This window comes from Haematospirillum sp. H4485, assembly GCF_012102745.1.
GTDB lineage: Bacteria > Pseudomonadota > Alphaproteobacteria > Rhodospirillales > Rhodospirillaceae > Haematospirillum.
This window is the reverse complement of the sequence record NZ_JAAVSY010000004.1, coordinates 150,275-161,146: the sequence shown is the minus strand read 5'-3', so window position 1 is coordinate 161,146 and position 10,872 is coordinate 150,275. Positions and strand designations below refer to the sequence as shown.

The window sequence follows — 10,872 nt, the reverse complement described above, 5'->3', positions numbered from 1 at the left end:
GGACGCCAACCCGATACAAACAAACTGCCAGATCCTGCCTCAGCACGATTCACTGACTGTTGTTGCGTGATCTCTTCAAGCTGACCGCTCAGCTGTAATTCCATCAGTTTCAGCTTCGCCTCATCGGTAATCCTCCCTCCATTCTTTGAATCCTATTGAGGTACCAAAGCAAGGGGAGAGCTAAGGATCCACATAATAAGGAGATATATTTATTAGATGCGCTCGTACGTCCCCCCCCTCTGTGAAAGGGGCAATGGAAGCGCCTGCGGTAAGATCCCCACGTCACCCAATATCGTAACAAGCGTTTTGGCTAATCCAGAGACGGTCCCAGCCAATTTTTTTGGTGTGGTAAAGGTTTCGCGAGCGTACAGAGTGCGGTGGCAATTAGAAACAAAATATCCCACATTGACAGGTGCGATGATGCCCAATTGAATCACCGATGACCTCAGCAGGATATATCAAGGTTCCTGCCTCAATGAGATCGGCAGCAACAACCCACTTCATCGTATTCTAATGGCCCCAAGGTCATGTGACATATGTACCAATGCTGTGTTCACAGAAAATGATACAAGTTGTATGCATGCTATGCACAAGGCAAGAAGAAGCAAGCAATGTTTGTATGCGTTTGCCTGAGTGAATACAATATTAATCCCCTGAAAATTAGCTCCATCAGGTGATAGCAGTTCTATCTTAGATACGTGGAATATTAGGTGGAAGCTTCTATAGCATCCTCTTCTATGCCCAATAGGAACTATTTGGGAAGTGCAATCAAGGACCTTTATGGAGCAGGGAGTCTCCATAAAGGTCCTTGTAACCCTAGCGACGTGTTTGACTTGAAAGCTGATGGGTCTGTGCAGAGATCAATGCATTCAATGATGCTACGCTTGCCCCGGGTTCCGAAAGCTTGGCCGCGTATTCAGACCGGAACGTGATGGCCATGGATACACCTTCGATGCTGAGATCAACGACTTTCCATTCTGATCCGCGCAGGCGAAGGCGCCAAAGAACGACCATAGGCTTTGCGGCCTCTCTTTCGATCTGGCTTTCAACAAAAGCCCCGCCGTCCCCATCGGCTGTAGCCGTGGTGACAACCAGTTTTTGGCCATTGTATTCGTTGAAGCGTTGCGCCCATGTGTAGATGTTGAGTTCCCTGAATTGCTCGATGAAGCGTTTTTGTTCTTCTTCAGGGGCTGTGCGCCAGAAACGTCCCAGAACGAAACGGGAGACTGCCGGCATGTCAAACCATGTGTCGAATAATTTCCGGAACCGCTCTATTTTCTCGTCATAGGAGACGTCGGCCCCTACAACTTCGCTGATTCCGGTGTCGGCAATTTTCTGTACGACTTTCCGGGCACCTTCGAGATCCGGGGCAGCCTGAGCCTGTGAGAATACGAGGCCGATCGCAAGAAGAAGGCCAAAAATGGAGATGGTAAAGGGTATTCTTGATGTCATGTGTTCTGTGTTGCTCTATGGGTTCTACATACCAATTTTACTTGGGTGCAGGGGTGCTCTGCTCTGGTGTATCATTGAAATCAAATGCTTCCCCGTCCACTTCATGCCCAAGCGTCTGGTTCTTGATTTCTGCGGCTCGCCTCTGGCGATAAAGGGTCCGGTAGGACACGTACGTATCCAGAGATGTCTTTTCCACATCATCCAGGACGTCGATTAGTCCGGCACGCGTGTCGATCAGCTGCAAGCCAGTTCTGACGTAGTTGGCTTCTTCCACATTCTTGGCTGCCGTATAGAGCCGGAAGGGATCCATAATCCAGTCAACAACAAGGCCGACGGTATCACGTGGATTGGAAGGACCAAGAATGGGCAAAACCAGATAAGGGCCTTCCTCCACACCGGCGACGGCCAAAGTTTGGCCAAAATCTTCATTATGATAGGTGAAGCCCATTTCGCCGGCGACATCGTGCAGGCCTGCCAAGCCCCATGTGGAGTTGATCAGCAAGCGCATGAACGTTACCCATGCGTTGTCGAATTCTCCCTGCATCAGATCGTTTGCCAGAATCACAGGGCTTTTCAGGTTGCGCAGTCCGTTGCCGATTCTTTCCTGTACCGGGTCGGGTATAACTTCGCGGTAGGTCCAGGCAACAGGCCGTATCACGACAGTATCAACAGCCTTGTTGAAACCGTGTACGGCTCTGTTGACGGGTTCAATCGGATCGTTGGCATCTTCATCGGTATGCGTTGTGCAGGCCGACATGAAAGCAACCGAGGCAACGGCGAGAAATACCCTCATGCGTGGGAAGAACTCAGTTCTCATCAATGCATCCCCGGTTTATTATCTCTGTGTGACGTTGCCAAATCTTTGCCTTTAACTCTACTTGTTTGCTGGATGCGGAGCCATAAGCTGATATACCCGCACACGGCATGATGGAAGTTTGTTGTTGTGTACCCGTGAACAGCTTAATAAGGCACTTTATACTTGCACAGCGGTACCACATGGCCCCTGAAAAAGCCAGCCACATTGGGTCAGTTGTACAGATATGGAATACAGCGTGCCGGGATAGACACACGCAACTGTAATCCCTTGTAGACAAACACAGGGGCTGGACACATGGATATATAAATATATCCTTATGTTCTCTTTTGTTTCTGCGGGATGACCTGAAGATGGAGCATATTCTCGCTGGATTACGGGCTGCGGGAGAGGAAACCCGGCTTCGTCTGCTGGTGCTCTGTGCTTATGGTGACCGAACAGTCTCCGATCTCTGCCGGATTCTTGGTCAAAGTCAGCCACGTATTTCCCGTCATTTGAAAATATTGTGTGACAGCGGTCTTCTGGAACGCTTCCGCGAGGGGAGCCGTGTTTTTTGTCGTTTGGCTCCAGATGGGGTTGGTGCGCAGTTGGCTGCACAGATCATCGGTTTGTTGCCCTCCTCGGATAGCGTCCTGATGGCTGACCGTGCGCGGCTGGATCAACTGCGTGATGAACGTCGACGTATCGCAGAAGCATATTTCAGTGCCAATGCCAGTGAATGGAATGCAATTCGTACCTTGCATGTCGATGAAGCCGAGATCGAGGGTACCTTGCTTGACATAGCCCTGCAGAAGCCCTTTACGGACATGATTGATGTGGGAACCGGAACTGGCCGTATCCTGGGGTTACTGGGTCGCCATGCCCGGAGAGCTGTTGGCCTTGACCTCAGTCGGGAAATGCTTGCCTTGGCGCGTAGTGCCTTGGAGGCGGATGAAGCTCTGCGCCACTGTACGGTACGTCTAGGTGATATGTATGCCCTTCCATTTCCTGATCATGCGGCTGATCTGGTTACTGTTCATCAGGTTCTCCATTACGCAGACTCCCCATCCGCTGTCATTGCCGAATCCGCACGTGTTCTGCGCCCAGGGGGGCGTCTGGTCCTTGTTGATTTTGCCCCCCATAATCATGAGGAGTTGTGCTGTGATCACAACCACCTAAGATTGGGCTTCGCGGATCACGAGATACACGCTTGGCTTATAGCGGCAGGATTGGAGCCAGTAAGGTCTGTGTCCCTTCCCGGTACGAAAAGAGAACCCGGGATGTTGACGGTTATGATCTGGCTGGCCGCACGACCAGGCGCGGAAACTTGTTCTTTGTCTGAGTAATACAGGGTGGGGTATATTGGGAATGCATACGGCAACACAGCGTGCGCTTCAGGTCAGTTTTGAGTTTTTTCCGCCGAAAACGGAAAAAATGCAGGAGAGCCTTTGGGGCTGTGTCAAGCGACTGGCTCCTTTGGCGCCATTGTTTGTGTCAGTAACCTATGGGGCTGGGGGATCAACCCGTGAACGCACACACGATACCGTGATCCGCCTTCAGAAAGAGTGGGGCATTCCGGCGGCGGCGCATTTGACCTGTGTGCAGGCCACCCGGGACGATATTGATGCTGTTGCCCGTGATTACCGCGATGCCGGTATCCGGCATATTGTCGCCCTGCGTGGAGATCCACCCGAGGGGTCTGTGGAGTATATGCCTCATCCGGGCGGGTATCCTTTTGCTGTTGATCTGGTTGCCGGGTTGCGGCGGATTGCGGATTTTGAAATTTCCGTTGCGGCCTATCCCGAAGTCCATCCGGCTGCACGTTCAGCCCGTGATGATCTGGAGAATTTGCGCCGCAAGATTGATGCCGGTGCAACCCGGGCCATTACCCAGTACTTCTTCGATGCTGATACGTACCGGCGTTTTGTTGACCGGGCCAGGTCGGCCGGTATTTCGGTCCCTATTGTTCCAGGCATTCTTCCGGTTACCAATTTCTCCCAGGTGGTGAAGTTTTCCCGTGCCTGTGGCACTTCCATTCCGGCGTGGCTGCGGGATCGGTTCGAGGGACTGGATGAAGACCACCGTACGCGGGAGCTTGTTGCCGCAACAACAGCGATCGAACTGTGTGAGGAATTGCAGCGTGACGGTGTTCGTCATTTCCATTTCTACACCCTGAACCGGGCCGATCTTGTTTTTGCAATTTGCCATACTTTGGGTGTCCGGCCTCCTGCCTTTTCTTCTCCCTGATTCTGTTTGCCGGAGCATGATGTGCCAATGCGTAATTTCCTGAATGCTCTTGAAGAGCGCGTTCTCCTGTGTGACGGGGCTATGGGTAGCTTGGTTCAGGCTATGCCCTTGACTGTGGAAGATGACTACGATGGCCGGGAAAATTGTACCGAGGTTTTGAACCTGACACGTCCTGACGTGGTGCGCTCAATCCACGAGCGGTATTTTGCTGCCGGTGCGGACATGGTGCAGTCCAATACTTTTGGTGCCAGTCCTGTAACCTTGGCAGAGTTTGATCTTCAGGATCGGGCAGAAGAGATAAACAGAAGGGCGGTTGAGATAGCTCGTGAGGCTGCGGAACAGTTTGCCGGTGACGGGCGCAACCGCTTTGTCCTTGGGGGGATTGGGCCTGGTACAAAGCTTCCAAGCCTTGGGCATATTGATTACGACAGTCTGGAAACGGCCTATATCGTGCAGGCCCGTGGCTTGATTGCCGGTGGCTGTGATGCGGTGTTGATTGAAACATGCCAGGACCCCCTTCAGTTCAAGGCCGCTGTGAATGGTGTGAAGGCAGCGCGGGAGGATGCGGGGCGCTACATACCAATTTTGCTGCAGGTGACCGTTGAAACTACGGGGACGCTTCTTGTCGGGACCGATATTGGTGCTGCTGCAACGGTGGCCCATGCATTGGGTGTTGATTGTCTGGGCCTGAACTGTGCGACTGGTCCTGCGGAAATGGCAGAGCATGTGCGCTGGCTGTCAGAGAATTGGCCGGGATACATATCATTGCAGCCCAATGCCGGCCTTCCCGAGTTGAGAGACGGAAAGACGTTTTATCCCCTGACACCGCCGGAACTGGCCAGCTGGCATGAACGTTTTATCAGGGAAGATGGTGTTAATATTGTCGGGTCCTGTTGTGGATCAACGCCAGCGCATACCATGGCTGTTGATACCATGTTGCGGCGTATGGGCGATGCTTCGCTGCGTCCTGCTCCTGTCCGTCGGCAGTTCCACTGGGTGCCGGCTGTTGCCTCGCTTTACAGCCGGGTTGATCTGCGTCAGGAAAATGCGTTCCTGTCGATCGGAGAGCGCTGCAACGCCAATGGATCCAAGAAGTTCCGCCAGCTCCAGGAGGCAGAGGACTGGGACGGTGCGGTGGCCATGGGCCGTGAACAGGTGCGGGAGGGATCCAATACCCTGGATGTTTGCACAGCATTTGTCGGGCGCAATGAAACAGCAGACATGTTGGCGGTTGTCAGCCGGATGCGGGGGACTGTCAACGCGCCCTTGGTGATTGATTCCACGGAAACCCCGGTGATTGAAGCGGCGTTGAAGCTGTATGGCGGCAAGGCCGTTATCAATTCCATCAACTTCGAGGATGGAGAGGGGCATGCAGCAGACCGGGTGCGGCTGGCCCGCCGATTTGGTGCCTCGGTGATTGCCCTGACCATTGATGAGGACGGCATGGCAAAAGATTGTGCCGGCAAGGTCAGGGTTGCCCGGCGTCTCTATGACTTTGCCTGTACGCGCCATGGGTTGCCAGCCTCTGACCTGATGTTTGATCCCCTGACATTTACCATTTGTACCGGAAATGATGATGACCGGCGCTTGGGGATGGAGACCCTGGATGCCATAGAGGACATTGCCCGTATCCTGCCGGAATGCCAGATTATTCTCGGTCTTTCCAATATTTCCTTTGGCTTGAAACCATTGGCACGACAGGTCCTTAATTCGGTTTTCCTGCACCATGCGGTCAAGCGTGGTATGACCGGTGCCATTGTGCACGTGTCCAAGATCATGCCGTTGCACAAACTGGCTCCGGAAGAGGTCAAGTGCGCCGAAGACCTGATCTTTGACCGTCGTGCGCCGGGCTATGATCCCCTGCATGCTTTTATTGCCCTGTTCCGTGACCGGGAGGGGGTGTCCGGCCCAACGGCTGTGGTGGCCACAACCGTGGAAGAACGGTTGCGCCAGCGTATTATCGACGGGGATCGTCAGGGGCTGGAGGTGGACCTGGAAGAGGCGATGAAGGTCCATCCGCCCCTGGACATCATCAATATCTATCTTCTGGATGGCATGAAGGAAGTCGGTGAATTGTTCGGGGCAGGCCAAATGCAGTTGCCGTTTGTCCTGCAATCTGCCGAGACCATGAAAGCTGCGGTATCATGGCTGGAACCCTTTATGGAAAAGACCGATGGCCAGAGCAGGGGAACACTGGTGCTGGCCACCGTGAAGGGCGATGTGCACGATATCGGCAAGAATCTGGTTGATATCATCCTGACCAACAATGGATACCGGGTCATCAACCTTGGCATCAAGCAGCCGGTTTCGGCCATTATTGAGGCTGCCCATGCGCATCATGCGGATGCCATAGGCATGTCTGGCCTGCTGGTCAAATCAACAGTGATCATGAAGGAAAACCTGGAAGAAATGGCCCGGCAGGGACTGTCCATCCCGGTTATGCTGGGTGGGGCAGCCTTGACACGGGCGTTTGTGGAAACAGACTGTTCCGAAGCTTATGCCGCCAACGGGAATAATGGGCTGGTAGCCTATGCGCGGGATGCGTTTGATGGCCTGGACCTGATGGCCAAGGTGGTGGAGGGGCGCTTTGCAGAGCATGTGGAGGCCGCCAGGGTCAAGCGGGCAGGGCGTCCTTCGCGATCCACTCACCCGGCTGCAGAGACCGCAAAAGTCGCTGTGCATACAATGGCGGAACGGCCGGTGGACTGGAACGAAGTCTCCCTGCGTCGGCAGGAACTGGCCGCAACGTCTACTTTGCCGGTACCGCCTTTCTGGGGTGCAGCGTTGGTGGAGCAGGTGCCGATCAAGGCTCTTGTACCTTATCTGAATGAAGTGATGTTGTATCAGTTCCAGTGGGGATTCCGCAAACAGGGACGTGACCGCGCGGAATGGCGGGCATGGACCCGGGACGAGGTGCGCCCCATCCTGCAACGGATGCTTGATATCTGTAATACCGAGACTATCTTGCACCCCAAGGCGGCCTACGGGTACTGGAAGGCAGGTAGTGAAGGGGACACTGTTATCCTTTTCCACGAAGATGGCCTGCGTGAGGCAGCCCGGTTTACATTTCCGCGCCAGCGTTTTAAGGGGGGCCTGTGTCTGGCCGATTTTGTTCGGGAGCTTGATGCCGATGGCCCCCGCGATGTCGTCGCCCTGCAGGTTGTTACGATGGGCAGTCATGTGTCTGATGTGGCGAGACACTGGTTCTCCGAAAACCGATACCAGGATTATTTGTACCTGCATGGCCTTTCAGTGGAAATGGCGGAAGCCATGGCTGAGTACGTGCACAAGCGGATAAGAGCAGAGTTGGGATTTGCTGCCGAAGATGCCCGCGATATTGCCGACCTGCTCAAGCAGGGCTACCGGGGTGCCCGCTATTCCTTTGGGTATCCGGCCTGTCCCAATATGGCCGATCAGGAGAAGCTGCTGGATTTGCTGGGTGCAGGCCGCTTGGGTCTGGAGATGAGTGAAGGGGACCAGCTGCACCCCGAGCAATCCACCAGCGCCATTGTCCTGCATCATCCCCAGGCCAAGTACTTCAAGGTCTAGTATGGATGATCCCGATGGCGTTTTAGGGCTGTTTCGATGAACAGGAACCCCTATAGTGACCGGCATGAATAGCGATCCTTTTGACCTTGCTGATGACAGCAACACTCCCTTCTCCCCTGCTGATGCGGACCAGGAGCCGGTTGCGACACCTTGGCTTGACGGACTTAACCCCGAGCAGTTGCGGGCGGTCACGACGACCGAAGGCCCGCTTCTGGTCCTGTCCGGGGCTGGTACAGGCAAAACCCGGGTGTTGACAGCCCGTCTGACACATATTGCGGGTACGCATCTGGCCCGCCCATGGCAGATTATGGCCGTCACCTTTACCAACCGTGCTGCCCGCGAAATGCGGGAAAGGGTGTCGGCCTTGCTGGGGCCGACAGCGGATCAGGTCTGGCTGGGGACTTTCCATGCCCTGTGTGTGAAGATTCTCCGTCGGCATGGGGAGCAGGTCGGGCTGCGCAGCGGCTTTTCCATACTGGACACCGATGATCAGCAGAGGGTTCTGAAAGCCTTGATGCTGGAGGCTGGTCTTGATCTCAAGAAGTGGCCGGTTCCCATGGTGATGGCCATTCTTCAGCGTTGGAAAGATCGCGGCTGGACGCCGCATGACGTCCCTGCTCTTGAGATTGGTAGTCTGGCTGGCGGGACAGGGAAGGATTTGTACCGGTCCTATCAGGCGCGCCTGATGGAACTCAATGCCTGTGATTTCGGCGATCTTTTGCTGCATGTGTTGTCGCTGTTCCGATCTTGTCCGGATATCTTGCAGGGCTATCAGCAGCAGTTCCGCTATATTCTGGTTGATGAATATCAGGATACCAACGTGGCCCAGTACCTGTGGCTGCGTCTTCTGGCGCAGGGGCACGGTAATATTTGCTGTGTTGGTGATGATGATCAGTCGATCTACTCGTGGCGCGGGGCTGAAGTCGGTAATATCCTGAAATTTGAACACGATTTTCCCGGTGCAACGGTTGTGCGCTTGGAACGTAATTATCGTTCCACTCCGGTTATCCTGGGTGCGGCTTCTGCCTTGATTCGCCATAACAGCAGTCGCCTGGGCAAGGATTTGTACGCGGCAGGTAGTACCGAACGTGGTGAGAAGATAGTGGTGTCTGCTGTGTGGGATGGCTCTGCGGAGGCGCGGACCGTTGTCAGTCAAGTAGAGGATCTGCGCCGACACGGTGAGTCCTTGTCCAGTATGGCGATACTGGTGCGGGCCGGGTTCCAGACCCGTGAATTTGAAGAACGTCTGATTGCGACAGGAACCCCCTACCGGATGGTTGGGGGGCTGCGATTCTACGAGCGTCTGGAAATTCGGGATATCTTGGCCTATTTGCGTTTGATCTGTCAGCCACAAGATGATCTGGCGTTTGAACGGATTATCAATACGCCCAAGCGTGGTTTGGGGGATGCGGCCCTTCAGGTTGTTCACCGCGTGGCCCGTGCCGGAAGCCTGTCTCTTCTGGATGCAGCCCGTTCTGTTATTGGAACCGATGAGATGAAGCCCCGTCCCCGGGCGGTTCTGGCTGATTTTATCGCCCGTCTTGATGAATGGGCGACCTTGCGGCTTTCCTTGCCTCCATCCGAGCTGGCGTCCATGGTTCTGGATGGGTCCGGGTATATGGAGATGTGGAAACGCGACAAGACCCCCGAGGCGCCGGGGCGTGTGGAGAACCTGCAGGAATTTGTCCGTGGGCTGGAGGATTATGAAGCTCTGGAGGAGTTTCTGGAGCATGTAGCCTTGGTTATGGAAAATGACAGCAAGGCCGGAACGGGAGAGAGCGTAACGCTGATGACCCTGCACGCCGCCAAGGGTCTTGAGTTCGATACGGTTTTCCTGCCGGGGTGGGAGGAAGACGTTTTTCCCAATCGTCGGGCCTTGGATGATGGTGGCCAGCAATCCTTGGAAGAAGAGCGCCGGTTGGCTTATGTCGGGTTGACCCGGGCCCGTCGGCGGGTTTTTATCAGCCATGCCTCTCAGCGTCGTATATTTCGTGATTGGCAGCAGTGCCTGCCATCGCGCTTTATCGGGGAATTGCCGCAGGAGTGTGTTGAGGAGCGCTCTGACACCGGTGCGGCGTCCATGGGCTATTACCGCCAGTCGTTTTCTTCCCGGGCTGGTTCTGGTGTGTCATTGTCTTCACGGGCGGCGTCGGCAAAACCTGCTGGTGGCTGGTCCCTTGGGAATCGTGTTTTTCACCAGAAGTTTGGACCGGGTACAGTTCTCGCGGTCGAGGGGGACAAGCTGGAAGTTGCGTTCGACAAAGCAGGCGTCAAGCGTGTTCTGGCCAGTTTTGTAAATGCATCCTCGGCAGATGATGGGGGGGATGTTCCCTTCTGACGGGATCTTGCCAATGTCCGGCTCGGATGTGTTTTTCCTGCGGGTTCGCTGGATTATGATACCCTTTCCTGTCTTTTTTCATCCCTTGTATTTTCCGGAGACGAGATCGTGATTCGCCACGTTGTTCTGTTCAGCGCCAAGGATCCAGCGTACCTGCCAGCCATCAAGGAAGGGCTGGAGATTCTGGCTGGTATTCCCGGGGCTCATAATTTCGAGGTTTGCTATAATACGAAACGCGATACGCTGTCCCGTGAGATGGATGTTGTCGTCTATTGCGAGTTTGATTCCCTTGAAGATCTGGATGCCTACAAGAAGCACCCCCTTTATGAGGAATCCATTCGCCGGGTTCGCCCCTTGCGGGACCAGCGCGTAGCGGCTGATTTTGAAAGCACATATGCAACGTGTCCTGCCTAGTTGGGGCAAGGTTGGCCATGACTTTCGTGTTCTGGTCTGCTAGAAGCGGTCGGATCATTCTTCATCTGGATTTCTAAAG

The 10,872-nt window shown here is 54.5% G+C and carries 7 protein-coding genes; 5 read left to right on the top strand and 2 right to left on the bottom strand.

The window, feature by feature from the left end; all coding sequences use genetic code 11:
* Window positions 1-816: 816 nt before the first annotated feature.
* Both HEQ61_RS05245 and HEQ61_RS05240 read right to left on the bottom strand, forming a co-directional pair.
* Window positions 817-1,452: a phospholipid-binding protein MlaC gene (locus tag HEQ61_RS05245; RefSeq protein ID WP_168020031.1), complete on the bottom strand. Its 636-nt coding sequence runs from the start codon at window positions 1,450-1,452 to the stop codon at window positions 817-819.
* A gap of 37 nt (window positions 1,453-1,489) precedes the next feature.
* The gene (locus HEQ61_RS05240; protein WP_168020030.1) at window positions 1,490-2,269 is read right to left on the bottom strand and encodes a VacJ family lipoprotein; all 780 of its coding nucleotides are present in this window, start codon (window positions 2,267-2,269) and stop codon (window positions 1,490-1,492) included.
* A 350-nt stretch (window positions 2,270-2,619) separates the two neighbouring features.
* Between HEQ61_RS05240 and HEQ61_RS05235 the strand changes: the two genes are divergently transcribed.
* The 5 genes from HEQ61_RS05235 to HEQ61_RS05215 all read left to right on the top strand — a co-directional run bounded on the left by HEQ61_RS05235 (window position 2,620) and on the right by HEQ61_RS05215 (window position 10,793).
* Window positions 2,620-3,591: an ArsR/SmtB family transcription factor gene (locus tag HEQ61_RS05235; RefSeq protein ID WP_168020029.1), complete on the top strand. Its 972-nt coding sequence runs from the start codon at window positions 2,620-2,622 to the stop codon at window positions 3,589-3,591.
* A 22-nt stretch (window positions 3,592-3,613) separates the two neighbouring features.
* Window positions 3,614-4,492, top strand: a complete 879-nt coding sequence (gene metF, locus HEQ61_RS05230) for a methylenetetrahydrofolate reductase [NAD(P)H] (protein ID WP_168020028.1) — start codon at window positions 3,614-3,616, stop codon at window positions 4,490-4,492.
* Between the two features lie 27 nt (window positions 4,493-4,519).
* Window positions 4,520-8,041: a methionine synthase gene (gene metH / locus HEQ61_RS05225; RefSeq protein ID WP_168020052.1), complete on the top strand. Its 3,522-nt coding sequence runs from the start codon at window positions 4,520-4,522 to the stop codon at window positions 8,039-8,041.
* A gap of 64 nt (window positions 8,042-8,105) precedes the next feature.
* Window positions 8,106-10,379: an ATP-dependent helicase gene (locus HEQ61_RS05220; RefSeq protein WP_168020049.1), complete on the top strand. Its 2,274-nt coding sequence runs from the start codon at window positions 8,106-8,108 to the stop codon at window positions 10,377-10,379.
* Between the two features lie 108 nt (window positions 10,380-10,487).
* Entirely contained in the window at window positions 10,488-10,793 is a 306-nt protein-coding gene (locus HEQ61_RS05215; protein ID WP_168020027.1) for a Dabb family protein, read from the top strand.
* Window positions 10,794-10,872: the final 79 nt, after the last annotated feature.